This is a genomic window from Ferruginibacter sp. (genome assembly GCF_049840995.1).
Classification (GTDB): Bacteria; Bacteroidota; Bacteroidia; order Chitinophagales; family Chitinophagaceae; genus Ferruginibacter.
The window spans coordinates 1,916,236-1,941,000 of sequence record NZ_JASGIP010000003.1 but is presented as its reverse complement, the minus strand read 5'-3'; the positions used below and the strand labels follow the sequence as shown (position 1 = coordinate 1,941,000).

The following is a 24,765-nucleotide window of genomic DNA, read 5'->3' as shown; positions in this document are numbered from 1 at the left end:
TAATTTTTAAGGGGAATAGCTGCAAGCTACAAGGGATAAGCAGGTTGTTTGTTATCTCGTGCTTCTCCCTTGAAGCTTTTCCACTTGTGGCTTCCCCCCTTGCAGCTTCTCCCCTTGCAGCTCCTCCCTTACTACTCTTTTACTACTCCTGCGGTATTACTATCCCCATAATGTACAACTAGGTTTGTGGTATAAAACCTATTACAATGAAATGGCTTCTTTCCACCCTTTTACTTGCTCCCGTATTTTTATTTGCACAGGAATTTAAAGCGTATAACAATTACGACTTTGTGCCCGGTAACAAAATATTATTTGAAGATGATTTCCGCAGCGACCAGGACGGTGAATTTCCTACACACTGGAAGCTGGAAGGCGGCCAGGGCGTGGTGAATAAAATGGATGATGATGAGGTACTTGCCATTACCAAATATTCCAGCATCTATTCGCCCAATATAAAAAACAAAACTTACCTGCCTGCCCAATACACTATTGAATTTGATACCTGGCTGGATGCCGGTTACGACAGCAATGAAGGCATATTCCTGGAGTTCAGGAAAGGAAAAGATAAACTGGGCGGCATTTATACCAACCACAGTTATTTTGAATGCTATTTCGGTACTGATAAATTACAAGGCGACCTGCCTGCTGCTATCGCCAATGAAGCTTATCACAACAAATGGCATCATATTGCCATTGCAGTAAAAGATGCACAGATAAAAGTGTACTGCGATCAGTACCGTGTGTTAGTGGTACCCGATTGCGGCTTTAAGGCAACCAATATTGGCATTGGTGGTAATGCCAGCGAAGGCATGGCATTATTATTTAAAAACTTCCGCCTGGCAGAAGGTGGCGGCATGAATATGCTGGGCAAAAAATTCACCGATACAAAAATTGTAACGCACGGTATCAATTTCGATTACAATAAAGCTTCCATCAAACCCGAAAGCATGGGCACATTGAACGGCATCGTGCAGATACTGAAAGATAATCCCGATCTGAAATTTGAAGTGGGGGGGCATACCGATAGTGATGGTGAGGATGCGTACAATTTAAAACTATCACAGCAACGGGCAGACGCAGTTAAAGCACAATTGATAAAAATGGGTATTGATGCTGCAAGGCTTACCAGCAAAGGTTATGGCGAGACCAAACCCATCGGCGATAATAAAACACCGGAAGGCAAGGCTAATAACCGTCGTGTTGAATTTGTGAAACTAACCAAATAGTTTTCGTAACCACTCAACAATTCAATATGAGTACAAAAATAGTTTGCGCCCTTTTGCAAATGATTGTGCTGTTCAGCATAACAACCACTGCACAGGCGCAGCAATTCCCTAATAACGAATTTAAAAAATGGGGCGAATACGGTTGCCCCGAAAGCTGGAGTTGCAATAACGATGCGGATTGCAGGGGCAAGGTGACCAAAGCGGATAAAATTAAAGGCGGCGCAAAATTGACCGTGATGCATTGCTTCGATCCTGCAAAAGAAGACCGCAGCAATAATGTGAATATGAGTTATGATGAACTATCTGCAAAAATTTCCAAGGGTAAAAAAGTAAAGATCAGTTTTGATTATTCTTACACACCCGTAGGGAATGATGAAGCGTATATAAAAATTGATGCTGATTTTGACGAAGAGGTGAACAACGCTTTCCCTATGTTTACTTACAACGACAGTGATAACGGTACATTGAAGCCCGGCACCAATGTACATGCAGAATGTTTTCTCAATTTCAATCCCTCCGGCGCAAAACAACTGGTGAGTCCGCAGGCCTGCAATGCCAATTCCATACGTACCGCCTTTGGCATTATGCCTGCAGCCAATACAACCGATGTACATAAGGGAAGTACCCTGGTCATTTACCGCATTAAAATCGAAATCATTTAAAATGAGAACAACGATACTCTGCCTTTATTGTATCTTCTTTGCATGCACCTTTTGCATTGCACAGGATAATAATTATGGTGTAAAAGGGTTTAATCCAAAAACTTTTACCGTTACTGATTCACTGCCTGTAACCTATAATGGTTTAACGGCGGGCTATACTATTAAAGATGAATCAGAGAAATCCGTGGGAAAGAAAGGAGACTTCAGCCGTTTTAAGATCTATTTCTACTTAACCAATACCGGCACCGAAGCAAAGATCATGTACCGCAATATGGATTTTGGCGGGCATGCCGGTCCTATCAACAATAATATAGCCTTATTCAAATGCCTGAATGCTACCGGCGCAAGGTTCACCAATAAAATGGCTACCATGGAACTGCAGCCTTGCAAAATAGAAGCCAATGTAGAAGATAAGGATTGCAGCAGCGGTAAGGTCATTACCAGCAAAAGAGTGGTGGACCTGGGCTACTGGATAAAGCCCGGTGAAACGGTTTCAAAAACCTACCCGATGATCGTTCCGCTGAATGAAAAACCAAAAGTTACGGTTACTTTTTATGCAGAAGTGGGCAATCAAACCGGCACTTTCATCTATCAAACCAATGCCACACCACAACAGGCCGAGCAGGTTTTTGTCCGCATAAAGAATGCTACCGGTAACGCATACCTGCATAATCAAAACGGGCCACTCAGCTGCACCGGGATCGACAATGACTGGTGGAGTGCGCAATGGGAGATATTACCTGTTGGGAGCACCGGCAATTTCCAAATACGTAACCGCTGGAAAGGGAACTATCTCAGCAGCAGCAATGCGCAATTGTTATCGGATGATGGCCAGTCGCCGGGCTCTGTATGGATCGTACAGGAAACAAGTACGGCCGATGTATACTATATTAAAAATGCTGTGGATAATGCCCGGTTGTATATCGACAATGGCGTATTGAAATTGTCTTCCAGTTTTATCAGTAATGATGCATCATCAAAATGGATCATTGAAAAATAAGATCATTATGAAATTACTACCTCTTTTTACAATCTTATGCTGCAGTGTTGCATTACATGCACAACGCCCCGCCACCAAAGCAGAAAAAGAAGAAGATGCAAGGGTGATAAAAATATTATCGGCTGCTATGCCACATGAGATGGAAGGGGCTGAAGATCCTGCTGAACGTAGTTTTGCGGGCAGTGATCTTTCAGGCGTTTCAGGTTATTACAATGATATGAATTTTGCAACCCGTGATGTATTTGAACACCAGTACACCATCAGCTATCAATTTACAAAAGCGCCTGAACCATTAAAAGAAAAAGTGGCAGCTGCCCAGGCCAGGAACGATCTCGACTATTTAATGGCTGTTACCAGCTGCGATGTACAGGTATACGTGAACAGCAGTATGCCCATGCCTTATTCGTTAACTGCCATGAAAAAGATCACCCGACCGTATTGCAGCAATATTTATAGGGATACCAAAGAAACAGACGGCACTTTTTTATTTTTTGGTAATAACTGGAACGTGAAACCAACCGTAACAGATGGTGAGGGTGATAATGGCAAAACTCAAAAACGTTATTCACTCAATACAAAACTGAATACACATCCCGGTACAGATATACAGGGTATACTGGTATATGTAAAAGGCCATGCAGATATTGCAGACCTGGTAATGAAGCAGATCAACTGGCAGTCCATCAGTGATCTTATCGGCACCGGTAAAATAAAGGATGATGAAAGCGAAAGCGATCTGAAAAAATACTTTGCAGAAAAACCGGTAACACCGGTACCCGGCAATAACAGTCTTTCTTTTATTTACGTGGATAAAGATGGAAAAGAAAAAACATTTTCGCTCTCTTCTTCAAAACATGATCTTACCAATTGTGCATTACTGCGCAACCGCAACGAGAATCCCAAAATAATGCAGGATGCGAATATCGATTTCAGGATACAGGATGATAAAGACGCCAACAGGTTATTCCATATGTCGTTGCCCATTATAAGAACCACGGGAAAAGTTACCGCCACTTATCAAAGCGATTATGATTACAAAATAATGTGGCGGGGCAATACAGATCCTGATCATTCCTTTACAGCCGTATCAATAGATATCAAGTTAACAAAGTGGGCAGCAGTAGGCGATTTTTTAGAAGGTACTTTCTCGGGTACTGCTACTATAAATGATCACAATGATCCTTCAACAGAAAAACCCGCTTTTGTTATTAAAAATGGAAAGTTCAGGATAAGAAGGATCGCTGACCAGATGCGGTAGTTCATTACAGCAAATACCCTTTATAAAAATAAACAATGAAAAAGCTATTCCTACTTCAATTGCTGCTGTGCCCGTTCTTTTTAAACGCACAGCAACCGGATGCCAAACAACTGGAAGCGATGATGAAAAAAGCGCAGCAGCAAATGGAAGCGGCTAAAAAAGCGCATCCCGAAATGCAGGAGGCGCTGGATGCCTACAAAAAACAAATGCCTGATGCACAGCGGAAGATAGATTCTATAAAAAAAACAAAGGACGGAGCTGCACTAAAGGATTACAAAATGCCCGAGCTGGACAATTTTACACAAACACCTGACCTTGAAGGCATATTACAGCAGCAAAAAAAAGGAATGGCGCAACTGGCCACTATGAAGCAGGGGTTGCAGAAAAGTTTATCGCAGGGCCTGCCGCAAAAAAATACCAATGCCAATGCAAATGCCTTTACTGTGATCGGGCAAAATGAAATTGTTCAGTTTGCCAATGATATGTTGCCCAAAGCCGCCGAAGGCATGCGCTTTATTGATCTGAATTTAAAACAACAGGTAGATAAAATTGCCAACGATACCACTACGAATGTGCATGGCACCGGCATGCTTTTAATGGGTATGGGTTTTCCTAAATACGTGGTGCAATACCTGGTATGCAAAGGTGTATTGCGCAATCCTGCCAATCCCTGGGCAATAAATGACCTGGGTATTATTTTCAGGAACGAAAAACAATATAAACAGGCCATACAATGTTTTAAATATGCAGCCAGTTTTAATGATTCTTTTTTGATCATCAGAACAAATCTTGCATGGGCAACAGCCTACTACGGCGATTTTACAACTGCCAATAAATATTTTGATGAAGTGCTGAAAATGGATGACAATTTTGGACCGGCATTGGAAGGCCAGGCCATGATAGCTTACCAGCAGGGTAACACGCAGGCTTTGTTTGCCGCACTGGCCAAACAGATAAAATATGTTGGCGGCGGAGGTTCGGGCCCATCGCCTGAAATGACCAATTTTTGCGGCGGTGTGATAATGGATGAACAGACCAAAGATATGGGCATGGGTAAAAAACAAAACCAGCAGGACCCAACAAAGAATAACACGTATGATAACAATAATGGTGAGGAAGAAGAAAACCAGGACCCTCCTCCCACTGCCAGCAGCGAACCACCGTTGATCCCTTCGCTGGATATCATCTTTGCACACAATGTAAACGAGGTGCCGCAAAAAGCAGCCAAAACAAAAACCTATTACGATCTGATCACTGAAAAAATAAATGCTTCATTAAGTAATGTAAAAAATCTCGGCTCTCACCTCAGCAGGCTGGCGCCGCCTCCTTATCTGGATGACCAGGGTAACCAGGTAATTCCTTATAGTTATGAAAAATATTACAACCTTTTTCACCAGGTACACCAGGAGTTTGAAAAAAGGGCCAGTTGGGTATATAAAAATTTCAATGATGAATTCAAAAGCCTGAGTGATGGCGATGCGGCACAGGCAAAATCTTTCTGGAATGGTTATTATGCTGAATTCAGTTCTGTAAAAGATGAACCATCATTGCAGGCTTTTTTATGCAAATGGGTACCAAAAGCCAAAGGCACCTGCAACGAATTCTTTACCGGCGGATCCGATCTTTGGGCGAAACATTTTAAAAAATTAGCAGAGCAGATCAACTGGTATATCAGCGCCAGCACACCTTTTATAAAAAGAGTGCACAAACCCGACTGGAATGATTATATGAACGCCATAAGAATGGATGATGTAAAGCATGCCGTATTGATGCTTCATTACGACTGGATCGCCCTGCAGAACTTTATAGGTGGTGCAATGCCCCTAAGTATTGCGCAAATGCCTGTTGAATGTAAGACAGAAGTAAGGGAAATAGAAGCTACCGGCCCCGATCCTAAAAATGTGCCTTTAAAAAAATTACATACCTATCCCGACTATTGCGATAAAAATGAACCGGCATCCGGTTTTGATGCAGGCTTTATGGGATATGAAAGCAATTGCGACCATGCTAAAATGTATTTTAAATTACCGCTCACCGGCACTCCCTTCAGCACAGGCGTTTTTGCTGAAAAGATCTTTAATAAAAAATTTAAAGAAGGTGATGTATACCGTTATGGTGTTACCCTGGGTGTAAGTAGCGATTTTGGTTTAAGAGGCAGTGTGTTGAATAATGCCGGCGCAGGAATGGTAAAAGGCATTACCAACGATATGCCCCTGCCCAGTTTTGGTGCCAGTGTTGATATTGGCGTACAGTTTGATGCCAATGGCAATATGAACGGGAAATACATTGCCGGTACCTTACAGGCTGCCACTGATGGTAACAATAACAACGCTGTAGTGAATCACATGACCAAGGACGCTAAATTAAGTGTTACCTCGGAAGTATTTGCCGGCAGGAACAGTGATGGATCATGGACCAGTTGGGGTGTACAGAACACCGGAACCACCACACCGAAGTTTTAAAACATATTTCATTTTAAACACTGTTCGTAAAAAATTTATACCAGGTAAGGATTTTCCCTTTTCTCTTCTCCAATAGTGGTGGTGGGGCCATGACCGCTGTACACCACGGTTTCGTCGGGCAGAACAAATAATTTTTCCCGGATGCTCTTTATCAGCTGTTCATGGTTGCCGCCCGGCAGGTCGGTACGGCCAATGCTGCGGTTGAACAGCACATCGCCGCCAATAATAAAATTTTGCGCCTTGCAGTAAAAGCAGATATGCCCCGGCGAATGTCCCGGCGCTTCTATCACACCCAACTCATCCGCTCCAATAAGCATCTTATCTCCTTGTTGCAGGTACTGCAACTCGCCGGTGTAGTTATCAAAAGGCAGGTTGTACATCAGGCCGCTGGTAGGGGCAAAATCCAGTACAGGCTTTTCTTTTTCGTGTGTCTGAACAACCAGGCCATAAGTTTCTGCGATATATTTATTGCCGAATACATGGTCCAGGTGGCAGTGTGTATTGAGCAGCATTTTGGGTTGCAGCCCCATCTGTTGTATAAATTGTGTAAGCTCGTCCTTTTCGGCATCAAAGTAGCAGCCGGGGTCAATAATAGCGCAGTTTTTAAACTCATCGTACAGTAAATACGTATTTTCCTGTATAGGGCTGAAAACAAAGGACCTTATTTTTAACATTCAGGTATAATTTTGATTGGAATAATTTATTACAAAACAACTAATTTTAAGGTATAAATCATACTTTTCATAAAATAAACCAGGTTTATCCAGGCCGCATGAAATAACCGGAATAAGCAATAACCATTTTTAGAAAAAATTTCAGATAAGATCAATCAAGAAGATATGAAAATACCGACGAATGCTTCACCCGTAACCGCTTCGATAAGAGCTGAGGAAAGGTATGCTGTAAAAGTAAGTCCCGCTTTGACCGCAACAATGCCCCATAGTATTACTCCAGCCGGTTATAAAAAAATATTCCTGCTCTTTTTTGCTCTTTGTGCTGTTGCGCTCGCCTCAAAAGCACAGGTAAATGCTGTGGAATTTGGTAAGAACAGGGTACAATACAAAAAGTTCAAATGGCAATACTATCAAACCAAGAATTTTAATGTTTACTTTAACCAGGGCGGGCTTGAACTGGCCAAATTTGTAGCCCAGAGCGCCGAAAAAGAATTGCCCCAGATAGAAACAGCCGCTGAATACAGTTTACAGAGACGTGCCAATATCATTGTGTACAACAGCTATGCAGATATGGCGCAAAGCAATATCGGCCTGGGCATTGACTGGCAGAATACCAGCGGCGGCACCAAGCTGGTGAACAATAAGATGGTGGTGTATTTTGATGCCGATCACTACAAACTCCGCCACCAGATACGCCAGGGCATTGCACAGGTATTGACCGATAACGTACTGTTTGGAGACGACCTGGGCGAATTTGCCGGCAACCAGGCCCTGCTGGACCTTCCCAAATGGCTCACCGATGGCTACGTGGCTTACCTGGCCGAAAACTGGAGCACCGATCTGGATGATGAACTGAAAAGCGAGATACTGAGCGGCGATTATAAAAATTTCAACCGTTTTGTATATGCCCGTCCCGAAATTGCCGGTCATGGTTTTTGGTACTACATCGAAGAAAAGTATAAAAAAGAAAACGTAACCTATCTCTTATACCTGGCTCGTGTTTATAAAAATTTGAACAAAGCCTGCCTGCAGGTTTGCAAAAAGAAATTCAAAGATGTGCTGGCCGATTTTATGGAGTACGAGGATGATAAGTACTACAAAGACATTTCTAAAAGAAAAGCATATCCTAAAGGAAGTTATGTGGAAGGATTTGACATCAACAAACGCCTGGATTATTTCCGCTTTAATGTAAATCCCAATAAAAAGAACAATTCTTATGTGGTAATGCAATACAAAAAAGGTATTGTAAGGGTTATCTACAACGATGAAGAAACCAATAAAACACTTTTAAAATACGGTACCCGTAGCTATAAGAACGAGATCAATCCCAATTATCCATTGATGGCCTGGGATCCCCGCGGTACAAGGATAGCCGTATTGTATACACTGGAAGGCAAGATCAATCTTTTTGTATACGACCTGGTTACTAAAATAAAACAAACCAAGCTGGACCTTACCAATGATTTTGACCTGGTGCAGGATTTTTCGTACCTGGGCAATGCCAACACATTACTGATCACGGCTGTTAAAAATGGGCATACAGATATCTTTACTTTAGACATGCAGAAGGAAAAAGTAAAACAGATCACTAATGATGTGTACGATGACCGTGATGCATCTGCAGCAGCTTTCCCGAATAAAACAGGTATTATATTCGTAAGCAACCGCCCCAATGCAAGTGCAAAAGGTGGCGATACTTCTTTACCCAGCGATAATCATTACAATGTTTTTCTCATCACCAATTTTGGAGATAAACCTGAGTTGAACCAGCTATCGCAGTTGTCGAATTTAAAATATGGCAATGCACGTTCACCCATGCAGTACAACCAGAATCACTTTACGTTTGTGAGTGATGAAAATGGTGTGGCCAACCGCTATGCCGGTTTCTTTACCACCAAGGCCGAAGGGTTGGACACACTGGTATTGATCGGTGGCGATATTTTACGCAATCCATCACCTAAGGAAGTGGACAGTACCTTAAGGGTGTATAAAAAAACAGATGTGGATTCTATTGCAGTAGTGGCTGTATCATCTGATTCGGCGTATACTTTCCCGCTTACCAACTACGAAAGTAAATTGTACGAAACAAGGATCGCCGGCGATCTTAACCAGGTAAGTGAAGTGACCCGCCAGAGCGATGAAAAAGTGTTGTATAAACTCAAGATCAATGAAGATGCATTGCGCCGTCGCAATATTACTGTGCCGCCTACGGAATACATGAAGAAGAAAATGACGGAGTATAAAGTTGTTGGAGCAGATAAGGGATTACCGGTACCTGCTTCTGCTGATACGGCTAAAAAGCAGGACGACTTTTTCCAGAGTGAATTTGCAAAAGATAAACCCGACAGTAGTTTACTGGGTAAGATATTTACCGTACCGGAAACAGAGAATGAATCGGTGTTGAAATCGATGAAACTCTATCCTTACAAGCCACCTAAATTTTATGTGGAAACAGGATCGGCAGGTTTCAGCAATTCGGTACTGGTAAACAGGTACCAGCCTTTTGGTGGTGCCAATCAATCAGGTCCTATCAGGATCGGTTCCTCAACACCATTGAATGGTTTAACAAGGATCGGTACATCCGAATTGATGGAAGACATCAAGATAACCGGCGCTTATAAAATATCCACCAACTTAAAGGACAATGAATGGTACGCCAATTTCCAGAACCTGCGTAAAAGGATTGATTGGGGCCTGTCTTATTACAGGAATGTAGAGCAGGTGAATTTTGGTTTTTCATCAGGTGCAACATACCCCGGCAGGATATTCACCAATTTGTACCAGGGCAATATTGCCTATCCGTTCGATGTTCATAAAAGCATCCGCTTCAGCAGTGGTATACGTTCTGATAAATTCGTGATCAGCGGAACAGATCCCGGCTCACTGGCCGCCGAAGACAGCAGGACAATGTACTCTGTTTCGCATTTAGAATATGTGTACGATAATACGTTGAACCCTACCATGAATATCTGGAATGGTTTAAGGTACAAGGCTTATTTAGACTGGAACTACCAGGTAAATAAAGTGGTGAATTCAGATGGGCCGCAAACATTCAATCTGGGTTTTGATGCAAGGTATTATTATCCCATCTTCCAGAATTTTATATGGGCAGGCCGTGCGGCAGGCGACTTTAGCTGGGGTAATCAAAAGATCATTTATTATTTAGGTGGTGTGGATGGCTGGCTGATGTTTGGTTCCAATCAAAAGATCGATCCTACAACCGGTTCTGTGATTAAAGAAAGATATTATAACAGCAGCACACCGGTTGCTACAGACCAGGACTACGCTTTCCAGAGCCTTACGGTGAATATGAGAGGCTTTTTGCAGAATGTGGCCAATGGTAACAACGCCGTGGTAATGAACAGTGAATTCCGTTTACCGGTTTTCAGCACCTTGATCAAACGCCCCATCAACAATGCCTTCCTGCGCAACTTCCAGGTGGTACAATTCATCGACCTGGGTACGGCATGGAATGGTGGTTATAATAAAATAGGACGTCCTTCCATCTCCTATAACACACCAATTGCTCCCGGGGTACCCGGTCCCGTTACTGTAACGGTAAAAGCAGGTGGTGTAGGACCATTTGCAGGTGGTTATGGTTTTGGAGCAAGAAGCACCCTGCTGGGTTATTTCTTAAAATTTGATGCCGGCTGGCCTATGAACGGTTTCTTCAGGGGCAAACCCATATTGTATTTTGCAATGGGGCTGGATTTTTAAAATAAAAGAATTTGTTATTGAATTGCCTGGTTTACATGACCGGGCAATTTTTTTATAGCCAGGTATAAAAGATAAAAAATACAGGTAAGCATCAACGTTATGCCCCATGCCTGTGCATATTTTACAGGAAAGATCAAAAGCCGGGCAATGGAATACAGCAGGTTCAGCGGATCGCTGATGATATCCCAACTATTCCATCGCTGAAACCTGCCGAGATACACTCCGAAAGACGACAGGAAAAAAATAGCAGGCATCATCAGTTGTACGGTCCTGGTTTCGAACTTTTGCTGTAGGTACACTTCAGTTCTCAATAACGAAACAAAAGCCATTAGCAGGCCTGCACTCAGGCAGGAAAATAATAACAGCGCATCAAACCATTTAGGAATGGATGTTTCCAGGTCGAGATGAATAAGATCGGTAACAAGATAAAAAGCATTGGGAAAAAAGGCCAGCCATATCGCAAACAGCAAACCCTGTTTCCATTTTGGAGCGTTGGTCATTTTATTGAACATGGCACTGATCACCAGCGGCACCCATGCCAGGAATAAATTCCATACCAAAAAAACAAAAGCATATTGGCCCGAATAAAGAAACCTTACGGTGATCATCAATGCAATAAAGGCAAAGAATGCCCATAATATTTTTTGAAAAGAAAGTTTTGTATACATGCTATGTTATTTTAAAAGCAAAATTATTTTGGGCAGAAAAATCAATACGCCTGTAATTGCACTGCCTACTGCTGCCAGTAATACTGCGCCGGCGCTGATATCTTTTACCATTTTAATTACCGGGTGTATTTCTTTGTGTACCATATCGCATAATTTTTCAATGGCCGTATTGATCATTTCCAGCACGGTCACAAAAGCGATGCAGCCGGTAACTGCTATCCACTCTGTTGCAGAAAGCCCCGTAATGCAACCCAGTACAATAGCAGTTACCCCACACAGTACATGTATACGAAAGTTGTGCTCCCCCGTAAAACATATCCTGAAACCATTCAGCGCAAAACCAAAAGACCGCATCCATTTCATATATTCTGTTTTAAAAAAAAAATTACTCCCAGAACTCGTGCATCTTCACTACTTTTTTAGTGAGTTTTGTTACAAAGAAAAACTGGTACAATTCGTAAAACCATACACGGCGACCGATACGGGTGTACCAGCGCATAGCGCTGCGCAACCTTGCTTCCTTATGAAACAATAAACGCAGTACCGCTTTCGGTCTTGTCTGCATAATGATCTCTATCAGCTTCACATATAATATCACCAGGGCAGGTTTTAAATATTTAGTGGCGATCACCTGGTGTTTATAATCCCATTTACGCTGATCAGTTAAAATAATTTCTTTGTCTTTTACGTCTTCGTAATAAGGCGTCCATTTATGTGGTGTTACATACAGCAGCTGCACCTGGTCGGGATCGTAAGACAAAAGCTGTTTCAGGCTGTTATAAAAATCCCTGGTTTTTTCTTCTCCAAAACCCACTACATAAGTTGCCATTGATAAAATACCGTGTTTGCGCAGCAACTGTATGGCTTCTTTATCTTTTGAAATAGTACCTGCTTTTTTAATTTTTTCCAGCACCACTTCATCATAATTTTCAATGCCCAGTAAAAATCTTTCAAAGCCCGCTTTTTTATAGAGGTGTAAAAAATCCGCATCCCTCACAATATTATCTGCACGGATAGAACCCACCAGTATCAGTTTTAAATTTTTAGCGATCAGCGCTTCTAAAAATTCCCGCCATGCTTTAGGATTGGAAGAAGGATTCTCATCTGCAAAATTGATCACTTCAATGCCGTATTGATGATGCAGCATTTCAATTTCATCAGCGAGTAATTGCGGATCGCGGTGCCGCCATTTTTTCCAGAATAAACTCTGCCCGCAATAAGTGCAGGGATAAGGGCAGCCGCGGGAGAATTGTATCACCACTGCTTTTCTTTTTCCCCAGTAAGTGTAATGATAATTGCCCATCAGCTCCCAGCCGATCCTGTATTGATCCAGGTTCTTGATATTTTCCGGTGCAGCTGTTTTTAAAGCGATGCCATTGGCACGGAATGCCAAACCTTTGATCAGTTCCGGCGAAGTATGTTGTACCAGTGCAGTAATTAAATGCAGTGTGATCTCCTCTCCTTCTCCACAAACAATATAATCTATCTGTGGGTTCTTATCCAGTATCTCCTTCCAGTGATAAGTAGGAAATACGCCGCCAATGATAACGGTAACAGCCGGCATTTTTTCTTTTACCAGTTGGGTAATGCTGTTAATGATGGGCTGCGCCGAAGTGGAACCTGAGTGACCCAGCAATACCGCATCAGGCGCATATTGCAGCACTTCATCAACGATAGTACTGAATTTTAAGGGCCCGAATTCTGCATCCAGTAATTTCACTTCATGCCCTGCATCTATCAACGGACCGCCGATCGATAACAAGCCCAGTGGTGGCAGGTGTTCATTCGGCATCCTGCTGCCGATAGATAAATGCGGCGGGTTGATGATGAGAATTTTCATTTGGTTGTTGATTAAATGGTTTGTTCTTTATCGGTAAATGGAGCATTTAATTTGGTACGGTTAATGATCACTGAACTTACAGTAGATACCACGATGGACACACACAAGGGAATATTGTTACGGTCTACAAAAGATAAAAAGCCATTATACCCCCAAGCGCCCGCTATCGAAACAAAAAATGTTACAACCAATACAACCTGGAAAATATTTTGCCATCTGCCCGTTGATAAAATAAATATGGAGAACAGCATTGCCGCTATTTGTATAGGAACGGAAAGCACCAGCGAAAAAACAAATGCCAGGAAAAAGAATAAAACAAATCCCCCAGGCGCCAATTGCATTTCCAGTATTAATATGAGGCTGCATATTATGGCATTGATCAATGCTGCAATGAGCCATATACGGCTGTAAACATTGGTTATTCTTGAAGAAGTATCCATAACTAAACGGTTTACTGTACTGTTGAATAATGTTGTTACTGTGTACTGGTGTTGAACTTAAAATAGCCGGCCCATTCCTGCTGGGTCTTCATTTTTATTTATTTAAAGATGAGGTAACAACTGTCGCAGGCAAATGATCTTTTACATAAGCATCTGCTCTATTCCACGACAACCAGGAATAATCTTTCTGCTGTTGCAAAAATTCCTCTTTTCTTTTCTCGAACAATTGTTTTGTACTGATAGTGGCAGGCGATTGGTAATCGCCTTTAACTATCACAGTTTCCACTTTTTCATCCAGTATCTCAGGATGCTTTTCAATAAGCGGCAATGTTTTATCTGAGAGCGTAAGCAGGAATGGTACATCCAGCGGCACTGTATTTTTGTGCGCAATATTATAATCTGCTATAGCTTCATCCCAGTGAATACAGGAAGCAGCCACCAATAATACAATAGCAAACCATCCGTTTACCCTCAAAAGATAATAGCTCGTTTTGCGCTGGCTGATCTTGATGAACACGGTGATCAATCCCATCAGCACCATTGATAAAAATACCAGTACACCAATGCGCTTGTAGGCAAGGCCCATGTGCTGTATATAATAAGTATCTCTCAGCAATACCGATATCACCAGCACAGCATTCTGCAGTATCCATCCGTAAGCGCCATAGCGCAGCCATTTATTATTTTTATAAAAATTTAAATTGCCGCGGAAGAAAAATAATAGCACCGCCATTGCCAGCACAATAGAAAAGATCAGCATACCGGCGCCTTCATGCACATATTCCTTCAGGTTAAGATCGGGTGAGTAAGTAAAACCGAACCATACATAAATGATATCGATAACATTGATAAAGAGCAGCAATATATTCAGCATCACAAGACTGATGATGCCCACGGTATTTTCATTACGCAATGCCATCACCCCATTGGCGAAACGTCCCATAAAAACCGATAAAATATCGAACAGCGCACTTTCCTTCCAGCGCAACAGGTTATTTTTCTTCCGGGAGAGATCATTATGCTGAGCAGTATCTTTTTCTGCAAAATAGTTGCTGTGCATTTTCAGCAGCAGTCCGCCGGTAACAAACAGGCCCAGCAATAAAAATCCAAAACGGTCCCAGTTGAACCAGGTAAAAATGCGGTTAAAAAAATTACCGATCGCAATGCCCATATCATTCACCACGTTTTGAAAAACTGCATTGGAAAATGAGTACAGCAAAAAGAAGACTCCAGCGATCAGTAAAGGAATGATCAAAAAGCGCACTGCTTTTCGGATACCGGAAGAGCGCAGTCCTGCAAATTTTACCTGTTTTACATTCTCTAAAAAAGAAAAAAGGAACAGGAGATAATTGCCTGCTGCAGATGCTGCGGCATACCAAACCGAGCGATGAAGGTATTGCGTGAACACTACCACGAGTAACAGTGTAACACTAAATGCAATTTTACTCAGCATAGTGTTGTGTACAAGTACAGTAAGCAAGGCCACTGCATGTGCCAGCAACAACCACTTCATTGCAGGTTTGGTAAAAGCAGCAGGGTACAAATAAAAAACGGACCATAAAACAAAGGCATCAAAGAATAAGGCATTCAACGCAAGTTTTTCGTGCCAGAAAATGATATTGAACAATACTGCACCGGCAGTAACTAAAAGAATTTTAAGTGAAGCTGCTTTCATATTTTTATGTTTTATAAGAATAAGTTTTATGTTGTTTTAAGCTGTTGCCGGAAAACCATCACACCGGTAACCGACGAAATAATAATACTCACAGCACCGGCCCAGGATGCCGTTTTAAGATCGTGTCCAAATGTGTTGAAGAAAAAAATAGCACCCACCGATCCAAAAAAGAGGGTAAGCTTAAGCACCAGTTGAAAAAGATCATGCCCTTCCCTGCCATGCGCCTGCGCCAGCATAGTAATGAACCATACCAGGCCTACAAAAGGCACACTGCATATAAATGAAAAAATGATGGCTAAAAAGATCGCTCCTTCACTGTCGGCAAACCATGCACCACCATTGATCATAATGCAGGCGCCGGTTATAAAACCATTCAGCAGGGAGCTGATAAACCATACTCCCATAAAGATCACAAACGTTCTGGCTGCTTTTCCCATAATTTTAAAAGCACTTTGAAATTCAAAGTAAAAGTATAAAAAAATTTATTTTACTGATCCGATCATTTTTTCCAATGCTGTTAAATGTAACTTAAAAGCTTTTTCACCTGCCTTGGTAACAGAGTAAGTGGTGTTGGTTTTACGGCCGATAAAACCTTTCTGAATTTTTACATAACCGCTTTCTTCCAATGTTTTTAGATGACTGGCCAGGTTACCATCGGTTATGTCGAGCAGTTCTTTCAATTCATTAAAATTTACTTCCGCATTCACCATCAGGGCGCTCATGATGCCCAGGCGTATACGACTGTCAAAGATTTTATTTAAGTTTTCGATAAGATTCATGCAGGTAAATTAATTCATTTCCTTTCGTACTTGTTCCACATTACAATACCATAAATGATATGTAATACACCAAAACCCATTGCCCAAAAATGCAAACCATATCCAACAAACCACAAGTTAACGATACCCAGTAATAAAATACCATAACCGAGGTACCTTATCTCGCCCAATGTATATTTACTGCCATTGATCAATGCAAGTCCATAAAATATCAGGCAGCCCGGTGCAATCAGGTCGTATTGCCCCAGCTGCAGCATGCGGAATAAAAAAATAGCACCTGCCATCAAGGGTAAGGCGGTATTCCATAATAAACGTACCGTAGTGGTACCCCACATAGGAGTTCCTGTTTTTTTACTGCGCAAAAAAGTAAATAAGAAAGCCAGCGTAAATGCAGCTACAAAAGTTAAAGTAGCTATCCAGAACAATTCGTTCATCAGTTGCCTGCCACCCGAATCGATGAGGTGACTCAGCTGGCAATCGCCTTTTACCCAGCAATTGATCTTTTGGCTGGCAAACCAGGCGCCGGCCAATGCACAAATGCCGGCAGCAATACCGCTTAAGCCACTCAGGCTGATGAAACGGCTGCTCCGTTCCATCATTTTTTTAATGTGTTGCAGGTCTTCTAATGACTGTTGTGGGCTGTTCATACAAAAGCACTTTGAGATACAAAGTAAATGATTGATCCTGATAAATGCAAATTATTTGCGGGAAATATTATGCAGCGGGAATAAAGCTTACATTTAATACCCAAACCCATCATCAGCTACATGAAAAAATTCCTTTTCTGTTGTATATATTCCTTTATTTCTGTCGGCATAACCGCCCAGGTAACCATTAATCCTTCTGCGATAGATATTGTAAGAGATAGTTTTGGAGTGCCCCATATTTTTGCAAAAACAGATGCCGAAGTGGCTTATGGCCTTGCATGGGCAGAAGCGGAAGATGATTTTGAAAGCATGCAGCAGGTGGTATTGCCGGCCAAAGGTTTAATGGGCCGGGTATTGGGTAAGGCCGGCGCCGCGGGTGATTATGCTTTTGCTCTATTCCGCTGCAGGGAAGTGACCGAAGAAAAATGGAACACACTATCGCCTGCGTTTTTAAAACTGGTGGATGGTTATGTACAGGCCATTAATAAATATGCTGCCACCCATCCCCGCGAAGTGCTGCATAAAAAATTATTTCCCATAACTGCTAAAGAATATATTGCCTCCTCTGTATTGGCATTGGCCGTATTTAACGGCGCCGATGCTGCATTGCAAAGAATTTTCAATAATGCTGAATGGGAAGCGCCGGAGTTGAATAAAAAAGGCAGTAACTCGGCAGCAGTAAGCGCTGAAAAAACCACTACCGGTGAAGCATTTTTGTTGATCAACGCACACCAACCCAATACAGGACCGCAGGCTTTTTACGAAGCGCATATCTGCAGTGAAGAAGGATTGAATGTATTGGGTGGACTGCTGGCAGGGGGCCCCTGCATACTGCATGGTGTAAACGAACATTTAGGATGGGCGCACACTGTTAATTATTGCGACCGCATGGATGAATACCAACTGGAGATGAACCCCGACAATAACCTGCAATATAAATTTGATGGCGAATGGGTGAACCTGGAAGTAAAAACAATAAAGCTTAAAATAAAAAGCATCCCCATCAATATTAAAAGAAAAGTATACTGGAGCAAATACGGCGCTACCATGAAAAACAAGCAGGGATTTTTTTCGGTACGGCTGGGCGCCAATATGAGGATCGGTGCATTGGAACAGTGGTACCTAATGAACAAGGCCAGCAACTTTACAGATTTTTATGCAGCATTAAGTAAACAGGAATTAAGCATGTTCAACATTATGTATGCCGATAAGCAGGATACTATTTTTTACCTGAATAACGCATTGGTACCGGTAAGAAAGGCTGGCTACAATTGGCGCAGAACTGTTCCGGGCAATACTTCAAACACATTGTGGACCAGTTTCAGAGGTATAAAAGAATTACCACAGTATATTAATCCTAAAAGTGGTTTTTTATTCAATACCAATCACTCTCCTTTTTTAGCCACCGGCACTGCTGATAATTTAAAAGCGTCGGCTTTTGCAAAGGAAGATGGCTGGGAGCAATATCATTTAAACAGGAGTGTGCGTTTTTTAGAACTGTTTCCTCAAACAGAAAAACTCAGTTATGAAAAATTCAAGCAGATAAAATTTGATATGCAGCTGCCTGCTACAATGCAATACCCTTATAAAATTGACAGCATGTTCACATTGAGTGAAACCCAGTACCCGGAATATGCTTCGTTGATCACCACATTTAAAAAATGGGATAAAAGCGGCGCTGCTGATAGCAAAGGTGCCGCCATATTTTTATTGACCTACGAATACCTTAAAAAAGAGTTGCGTGGCCAGGATGCGAGAGCGATCACAAAAGTGGAAGCTATTGCAACATTTAAATATGTGCACGATTATATGCAAACTAATTTTGGCCGCACTGATATTGCATTGGGCGATCTGCAGAAACTGGTACGGGGCGATAAGGATTGGCCGCTGGGAGGTTTCCCCGATCTTTTGTCGCCGCAATGGACAACGCCCTATAAGAATGGTGAATTAAGATCCATCGGTGGTGATGGGCTGATCATGTTTGTACGCTTTGCGAAAGATGGTTTGCCAAAAATTGAGACCATTAACATGTACGGCGCCAGTGCAAAACCCGGCAGCAAGCATTTCGACGACCAGGTGCCTTTATACCTGAAACACCAAACAAAAACGATGACGCTGGATAAAGCGGTAGTGTATAAGAATGCGGAGAGCGTATATCATCCGCAATAAAACAAGTTCATAATAGCAGCGGTTAATCGCTTTGCATATTATATTTTTTTAAGAACAGGTTTATATTGACAGGATTACCATAAATGTACATCGAAGTCTGGTCACCCGAGTTTATTGAAACGAATTTCTTTTGCGTATTGCAGTCTTCCAGTATTTTTTCAAGAAGGCTCTTTACCAAAGCCATATTATACCAATCAGCAGAGTCCACAAATTTTGAAATATAAGCCCGCTTATTGGTAACAACAGTGATGGTATACTTACTTTCCGTATCTTCTTCCTTTACATCCATATACACCAAAACATCTTTGAATTCTCCGTTTGCTATAGCAGCAAATTTTCCGAGTAGTACATTATAATCTACAGGGATCATGTCCGTTTCTGTATCAAAAGACAATAGCACCTGTTGCTTTTCCAATATAGAAATGGCAACAGCGTCGGGATGATTGTCGCTTTCCCTGGCTATTTCCTTCAACATATTTTCTGAAGGCCTGTTTACAATCAGCCCCCAGTCAAGCAATTCCTGTACCACTGTTTCGGGGGAGATCAAACTAAATTTATAAAGAGCCGCAACCCTGTTTACCAGGTTTTCATCTTTAATTACCAAATGGGGATCTTTAAGATATTTTTCAGCGCCATTTTTCTTGTATAGTTTAATTATCCTTTCAATTCCCATATCGTCATTGGCCTTATCTTTTGCTTTTTGTATCAGCACTTCTCTCAACAGCTTATCACTGATAAATTTTGCGTCCAACGATTCCACTATACCCAGGCCGGTATAAAAATCCTCTTCAGATGAAAGATACTTATACACCTTATCAAGATGCTTTTCACCTTCCAGCCTGATAAGTGCCAGTACAGGTCTTTCTATCCTGATCTTCCTTTGTATGATATCCTTTGCTATCGGTATTACCCGTTCATCGCCACATTCAAAAAGACAAGAGAGAACAGATTCAGCCGCACCTGAAGAAAAGCCTGATTCTTTTAATTCTTCGTACTCTTCATCGGCAATCAGTTTATTCTGATAAATGAATAAAGCAAGATCACCCACTCTTTTTCTTATAACATTATCACTTGATGATTTATATTCCTCCAGGCCTATAATAACCTTTTCCAGTTCTCCAGGAGCCATTGTTCGCCTTCTTATCTTCGTATCTATATAATCGAAAGCGATCTTGCTTTTTCCATTTTGCGCCAACCAGAATAATATACGGCCTTCGTCTGTTGACTTACCGGATAATAATCTTTTTTCAAATTGTTCTTCGGCTCCCTTCAGTTTCGTTATCCCTGCACATTGCACTGCTGCTTCTTCATCTGTTGCATTAGTAATTCCGTTTAATAATTGTGTTACCAAAGCAGGTTCGCTGATCTCGTACGAATCCGGATCCTCGAAGTCTTTCGCAAGTTCAGCATAGATTGTATGTCTTGCTTCAGCATCATTACTTTGCAGTATTTTTAATATTGCCGGCACTACAGTTTTATCTCCATTTTTATATCTTTTGGAAATAGTAAAATTTTTTACTTCCCTTACAGCTTCTATTTTCTTTTTTTCAACAATTTTCTGTTGTATAAGAGCTCGCAGATCTGCAACCTTTTTGGCCTCTGTTATTATTTCAATTGGTGGAATATTCTGGCCATACTTTGCATTTTTTTGTGCCGCTAATTCTTTTTCTAAAAGCTCGTCTTCAGGTATCGTATTTTTTTTCTGGCTAACGCTTGTACAGGCAGACAATATAAAAACACATACAAGGATAGCTGGCTGATGAATCATCGTCTTAATAAGGGTTGTGGTTAAATAAATATGTTGAAACTTCATCAGGATAGTATTGCTGTTATTTTGTTACAAGCTGTAGTTATCTCTTCTTCGCTGATCACCAACGGCGGCACGATCCTCAAACAATTCGATGCAAACAAAAACCAGTCGGTAAAAACTCCCTGTGTTATCAAAGCATCAATTATTTTTTTATTGGTCTCGAAATCTTCAAACTCCACCGATATCATCAACCCACAACTGCGTACTGCTTTTATTTTTGGATGTTGCAGTAAAGACATGAATAATTGTTCTTTTGCTTTTACTGCGTCTATTAATTTCTCTTCAAGCAGTACTTCAAAAGCTGCGAGCCCTGCAGCGCAGCAAACCGGGTGGCCACCAAAAGTATTGATATGCCCCAGCACAGGATCATGCGATAAAGCGTCCATCATCTTTTTATCTGCTACAAAAGCACCCAGCGGCATACCGCCGCCCAATGCTTTACCCAGCAATAAAATATCCGGGATCACATCAAATTGTTCAAATGCCCACAGGCTGCCATTACGGCCAAAGCCGCATTGTATCTCGTCCAGCACCAGCAGTGTACCGGTTGCGGTACATTTTTCCCGCAATGCTTTTAACCAGTTGTTCAGAGGTGTAATAACACCTGCTTCTGCCTGTACTGTTTCAGCGATCACACAGGCTGTTCTTTCAGTGATATTTTCCAGGTCTTCAAAAGAATTATACCGCAGCTGCATAATATCCGGCAGCAACGGGCGAAAGGCATTGCGCCAGTATTCATCTCCCATAATACTTAATGCGCCCTGCGTGCTGCCATGGTAACTGTTTTTAAAAGAGATGATCTGCGTGCGGCCGGTGAAACGCTTGGATAATTTCATAGCACCCTCGGTAGCTTCGCTGCCACTGGCAGTAAAAAAAACTGAGTTGAGTGAAGCTGGTAGCTGTTGTGTGAGCAATTTTGCATATTGCACCTGCGGACTCTGCACCAGTTCGCCATACACCATGATATGCAGGTAATCATCCAGCTGTTTTTTAATGGCTGCAATAACTTTAGGATGCCGGTGCCCAACATTGCAAACACTGATGCCACCGATCAGGTCAATATATTCCTTCCCATCTGCATCAAATAATTTTGCTCCTTCGGCCCTTATCATTTCCAATGCCAGTGGTGCTTCGGAAGTTTGGCCTACATGATTTAAAAAAAGCTGGCGATTATTCATCATTACTTATTGAAATATTTCACGAAATTAGTGGTTTGTTAAATCAAACCGGCAATACCAAATGAAGATCACCCAACGAAAATACAATCAGCTGATAAAAAATATTGGTATCACAATTAGCAATGCCAGGCAGCAGGCAGTACATGCTGTAAATATTTCTTTATTAAAAAGCAATTGGGAAATTGGCAGGCACATAGTAGAATTCGAGCAGGAAGGTAATGAAAGGGCCGAATACGGAAGTGAGCTACTGGAGCGGATTTCAAAGGATCTGCAGCAAAATTATGGCAAGGGATTTGGCAGGCGCAATGTACTGGATATGCGTCGGTTTTATCTTACCTATCAAAAATGGCAGGCAGTGCCTGCCAAATTAGGATGGACACATATCGTTACATTACTGGGTGTATCAAATGAATTAGCAAGAAAATTTTATGAAATTGAATGTGCAAGATCTAACTGGGGATACAGAGAATTACAACGGCAGGTTAATGCTTCTCTTTTTGAAAGGCTTGCATTAAGTAAAGATAAAAAGGGCATTTTACAACTCGCCAAAAAAGGACATATTATCACCGACGCCACCGAAGCAATTAAAGATCCGTATATTCTTGATTTTTTAAAAATACCGCAAAGTAATAAAGTAACGGAAAAGCACCTGGAACAAAAGATAATTGACAATCTCCAGATGTTCTTACTCGAACTGGGTAAGGGATTTACTTTTGTTGCAAGGCAATATAAGCTATCATTACGTAATAAACATTTTTATATAGACCTGGTGTTTTATCACCGTATACTACGATGTTTTATTTTAATTGACCTCAAAATAAAAGAAGTAGAACACAATGATATTGGGCAGATGAACATGTACCTGAACTATTTTAAAAAGGAAGAAAATGTAGCAGGCGATGCTGAACCAATTGGAATAATACTTTCTACCGATAACGACGAAGTAATGGTAGAATTCGCAATGGGCGGTTTATCGAACAAAATATTTATTTCAAAATACCAATTATACCTGCCGGATAAAAAACTATTGCAACGAAAAGTAAAATCGCTGTTGCATAGTATTAAGTAATTTGTTATTCTGCATGGAAAAAATCAGTATAAATTACTGCGCAGATTATTTCCAGCACATCGGGTAAACAAAATAAAAGTCAGCTAAAAATAAATCTACAATGAGCAACAAAAAAAATACAGGATCGCCCAATAATTTCTCTTCCGGAACTGGTGGTGACCCATTAATTCTTCCCGTAAAAGGAGTATGGCCCGAAATGGGCAATAATTGTTTTGTAGCGCCCAATGCCACCATTGTGGGGGATGTAAAAATGGGCAATGATTGCAGCGTTTGGTTCAATGCCGTGCTGCGGGGCGACGTGAATTTTATCCATATGGGCAACAAGGTAAACGTGCAGGATGGCGCTGTAATTCACTGTACTTACCAAAAAACAGGCACCAGTATCGGAAATAATGTTAGCATCGGACACAATGCAATTGTACATGGATGCGTTATTGATGATAATGTGCTGGTGGGCATGGGCGCCATCGTAATGGATAATGCCCATATCGGCAGCAACAGTATCATTGCCGCCGGCGCTGTGGTTCTGGAAAATACGATTGTGGAGCCGGGCACCATTTACGCAGGCATCCCTGCAAAAAAAGTAAAAGATATCAGCCAGGAAAAGATCAGCGGCGAAATTGACCGGATCGCTAATAATTACCTGATGTACAGCAGTTGGTTCAAAGAACCGGAGAAATAGCTGCAAGGGGAAGAGCCGCAAGGGAGAAGCAAAATATAACAAACCGTATGCTCATCCCTTGAAGCTGATGGCTTGAAGCTTTTCACTCCGGGCTTTTAAAACTGCGGAGAAAAATTTATCTTTAAAAAATGAAAAAGTTAATCATAGCTGTTTTTTTATCCTCTTTCCTGCTGAGCGGATGCTTTATCGCCAACCTGTTTCATAAAAAACAAAAATATGGTTGCCCCAGCGATGGCAGGAATGTAGGTGCAGAAAAAATACTCGCCGGTGAAAAAGTAAAGAAAGCAAAGTACAGGGGCGGCAAAAAAGCTGTGGGAGAGTAAGAAGCAGCAAGAGAAGAGTGGCAAGGGGAATAGCCGCAAGGGAGAAGGAAAATGTACTAAACCATATGCTTATCCCTTGAAGCTTGCAGCTTGAAACTAAAATAAAACCTAAATCCTATATTTATGTGCTACCAATTGAAAACTATCAACGGCGCTACCGAAGCAGTTATAGATGACAACTGCGGTATTTCAAAATTCTATGCAATTGCAACTGCACTGGCAGATGAATTACAGGTGAAATTTTTAAACCAGGTAGATGATGCCGAAACCCTCGACTGGGACTTTCAGTACAAAGACAATTACCTCACCCTGCACTACAGCATCTTTAATGGTGTAAGCATTTTACCGCAGCATTTAAAAAGCGTAAAGAAAGATCATAATGCAGTGATGGAAGTAGCCAATTACCTTCAACGCATGGCTTACTAGCAATTGACGATTGTAGACTGGCGATTGTAGATTTGTTAAACAATATTTGATTTGCTCCCT

22 protein-coding genes are annotated in these 24,765 nt (G+C 41.6%); 11 read left to right on the top strand and 11 right to left on the bottom strand.

Translation table 11 applies throughout. The features are described from left to right. Positions 1–206: 206 nt before the first annotated feature. The 5 genes from QM738_RS10135 to QM738_RS10115 are packed head-to-tail and all read left to right on the top strand — an operon-like array spanning position 207 to position 6,608. Complete coding sequence (locus QM738_RS10135) at positions 207–1,226, top strand: OmpA family protein (RefSeq protein WP_462276577.1); 1,020 nt, start codon at positions 207–209, stop codon at positions 1,224–1,226. A 26-nt stretch (positions 1,227–1,252) separates the two neighbouring features. Further along, entirely contained in the window at positions 1,253–1,888 is a 636-nt protein-coding gene (locus QM738_RS10130) for a hypothetical protein (RefSeq protein ID WP_462276576.1), read from the top strand. Between the two features lies 1 nt (position 1,889). Then, positions 1,890–2,888: an RICIN domain-containing protein gene (locus QM738_RS10125; protein WP_462276575.1), complete on the top strand. Its 999-nt coding sequence runs from the start codon at positions 1,890–1,892 to the stop codon at positions 2,886–2,888. 7 nt (positions 2,889–2,895) lie between these two features. Beyond that, the gene (locus tag QM738_RS10120) at positions 2,896–4,146 is read left to right on the top strand and encodes a hypothetical protein (protein ID WP_462276574.1); all 1,251 of its coding nucleotides are present in this window, start codon (positions 2,896–2,898) and stop codon (positions 4,144–4,146) included. 35 nt (positions 4,147–4,181) lie between these two features. Further along, positions 4,182–6,608 (top strand): tetratricopeptide repeat protein, encoded by a 2,427-nt coding sequence (locus QM738_RS10115; RefSeq protein ID WP_462276573.1) that lies wholly within the window; start codon positions 4,182–4,184, stop codon positions 6,606–6,608. Positions 6,609–6,643: 35 nt separating this feature from the next. Here the strand turns inward: QM738_RS10115 and QM738_RS10110 are convergent, their stop codons facing one another. Next, the gene (locus QM738_RS10110; RefSeq protein WP_462276572.1) at positions 6,644–7,282 is read right to left on the bottom strand and encodes an MBL fold metallo-hydrolase; all 639 of its coding nucleotides are present in this window, start codon (positions 7,280–7,282) and stop codon (positions 6,644–6,646) included. Positions 7,283–7,447: 165 nt separating this feature from the next. On the opposite strand from QM738_RS10110, the gene QM738_RS10105 reads away from it, so the two are divergent. Then, positions 7,448–10,999 (top strand): hypothetical protein, encoded by a 3,552-nt coding sequence (locus QM738_RS10105; RefSeq protein WP_462276571.1) that lies wholly within the window; start codon positions 7,448–7,450, stop codon positions 10,997–10,999. A gap of 14 nt (positions 11,000–11,013) precedes the next feature. Here the strand turns inward: QM738_RS10105 and QM738_RS10100 are convergent, their stop codons facing one another. The 8 genes from QM738_RS10100 to QM738_RS10065 all read right to left on the bottom strand — a co-directional run bounded on the left by QM738_RS10100 (position 11,014) and on the right by QM738_RS10065 (position 17,048). Beyond that, the gene (locus QM738_RS10100; RefSeq protein WP_462276570.1) at positions 11,014–11,667 is read right to left on the bottom strand and encodes a DUF1361 domain-containing protein; all 654 of its coding nucleotides are present in this window, start codon (positions 11,665–11,667) and stop codon (positions 11,014–11,016) included. 6 nt (positions 11,668–11,673) lie between these two features. Then, positions 11,674–12,030: a diacylglycerol kinase family protein gene (locus tag QM738_RS10095; RefSeq protein WP_462276569.1), complete on the bottom strand. Its 357-nt coding sequence runs from the start codon at positions 12,028–12,030 to the stop codon at positions 11,674–11,676. A gap of 22 nt (positions 12,031–12,052) precedes the next feature. Beyond that, entirely contained in the window at positions 12,053–13,507 is a 1,455-nt protein-coding gene (bchE, locus tag QM738_RS10090) for a magnesium-protoporphyrin IX monomethyl ester anaerobic oxidative cyclase (protein WP_462276568.1), read from the bottom strand. Positions 13,508–13,518: 11 nt separating this feature from the next. Continuing rightward, a complete protein-coding gene (locus QM738_RS10085; protein WP_462276567.1) occupies positions 13,519–13,947 on the bottom strand; it encodes a hypothetical protein in 429 nt (142 codons plus the stop codon). A gap of 94 nt (positions 13,948–14,041) precedes the next feature. Beyond that, positions 14,042–15,622, bottom strand: a complete 1,581-nt coding sequence (locus tag QM738_RS10080) for a DUF4153 domain-containing protein (protein WP_462276566.1) — start codon at positions 15,620–15,622, stop codon at positions 14,042–14,044. A 26-nt stretch (positions 15,623–15,648) separates the two neighbouring features. After that, positions 15,649–16,059, bottom strand: a complete 411-nt coding sequence (locus tag QM738_RS10075) for a hypothetical protein (RefSeq protein WP_462276565.1) — start codon at positions 16,057–16,059, stop codon at positions 15,649–15,651. Between the two features lie 45 nt (positions 16,060–16,104). Further along, positions 16,105–16,401, bottom strand: a complete 297-nt coding sequence (locus QM738_RS10070) for a winged helix-turn-helix domain-containing protein (protein WP_462276564.1) — start codon at positions 16,399–16,401, stop codon at positions 16,105–16,107. A 14-nt stretch (positions 16,402–16,415) separates the two neighbouring features. Next, a complete protein-coding gene (locus QM738_RS10065; RefSeq protein WP_462276563.1) occupies positions 16,416–17,048 on the bottom strand; it encodes a hypothetical protein in 633 nt (210 codons plus the stop codon). Positions 17,049–17,168: 120 nt separating this feature from the next. Here QM738_RS10065 and QM738_RS10060 point away from each other — a divergent pair, with 120 nt between their 5' ends. Continuing rightward, positions 17,169–19,217, top strand: a complete 2,049-nt coding sequence (locus QM738_RS10060; RefSeq protein ID WP_462276562.1) for a penicillin acylase family protein — start codon at positions 17,169–17,171, stop codon at positions 19,215–19,217. 22 nt (positions 19,218–19,239) lie between these two features. Here the strand turns inward: QM738_RS10060 and QM738_RS10055 are convergent, their stop codons facing one another. Together QM738_RS10055 and QM738_RS10050 are read right to left on the bottom strand one after the other, a co-directional pair. Continuing rightward, entirely contained in the window at positions 19,240–21,030 is a 1,791-nt protein-coding gene (locus QM738_RS10055; protein ID WP_462276561.1) for a hypothetical protein, read from the bottom strand. Continuing rightward, a complete protein-coding gene (locus tag QM738_RS10050; protein ID WP_462276560.1) occupies positions 21,030–22,208 on the bottom strand; it encodes an aspartate aminotransferase family protein in 1,179 nt (392 codons plus the stop codon). Before QM738_RS10050 ends, QM738_RS10055 begins: the two co-directional genes overlap by 1 nt. 58 nt (positions 22,209–22,266) lie before the next feature. Between QM738_RS10050 and QM738_RS10045 the strand changes: the two genes are divergently transcribed. The 4 genes from QM738_RS10045 to QM738_RS10030 all read left to right on the top strand — a co-directional run bounded on the left by QM738_RS10045 (position 22,267) and on the right by QM738_RS10030 (position 24,705). Further along, entirely contained in the window at positions 22,267–23,274 is a 1,008-nt protein-coding gene (locus QM738_RS10045) for a PDDEXK nuclease domain-containing protein (RefSeq protein ID WP_462276559.1), read from the top strand. 100 nt (positions 23,275–23,374) lie between these two features. Beyond that, positions 23,375–23,956, top strand: coding sequence for a gamma carbonic anhydrase family protein (locus QM738_RS10040; RefSeq protein WP_462276558.1), 582 nt, complete (start codon positions 23,375–23,377; stop codon positions 23,954–23,956). A gap of 128 nt (positions 23,957–24,084) precedes the next feature. Beyond that, on the top strand, positions 24,085–24,279 hold the full coding sequence (locus tag QM738_RS10035; RefSeq protein WP_462276557.1) for a hypothetical protein: 195 nt from the start codon (positions 24,085–24,087) through the stop codon (positions 24,277–24,279). 123 nt (positions 24,280–24,402) lie between these two features. Beyond that, the gene (locus tag QM738_RS10030) at positions 24,403–24,705 is read left to right on the top strand and encodes a hypothetical protein (protein WP_462276556.1); all 303 of its coding nucleotides are present in this window, start codon (positions 24,403–24,405) and stop codon (positions 24,703–24,705) included. The last annotated feature ends 60 nt before the right edge of the window (positions 24,706–24,765 follow it).